This is a genomic window from Parendozoicomonas verongulae (genome assembly GCF_009711465.1).
Lineage (GTDB): Bacteria > Pseudomonadota > Gammaproteobacteria > Pseudomonadales > Endozoicomonadaceae > Sansalvadorimonas > Sansalvadorimonas verongulae.
Genome location: NZ_SMME01000640.1, coordinates 2394 through 2603 on the forward strand (window position 1 = coordinate 2394; position 210 = coordinate 2603).

At 50.0% G+C, this 210-nt stretch carries 1 protein-coding gene; it reads right to left on the reverse strand.

The genetic code is table 11. The features are described from left to right. Positions 1–210: hypothetical protein (locus tag E1189_RS24935; protein WP_230460030.1), on the reverse strand; the 210-nt coding region annotated here is incomplete at both ends.

The window sequence follows — 210 nt, forward strand, 5'->3', positions numbered from 1 at the left end:
AAGCGTTGACACACAGTCATCTTCCATTGAATCCATGCAGATCGGGCATTCCATATAGGCTGTCACCCCAGTGGTGGTTCTGCCTTGTGGTGGTACTGAAGGCCCTGGATCAATGGTTAATGAAGCTAAAGGATCTAATAAATCGGAAGGATCCAGGACAGGTGCAGAAGGTTCTACAGCTGGCTCGATCAGCCCTGCCTGTTCCAGTTC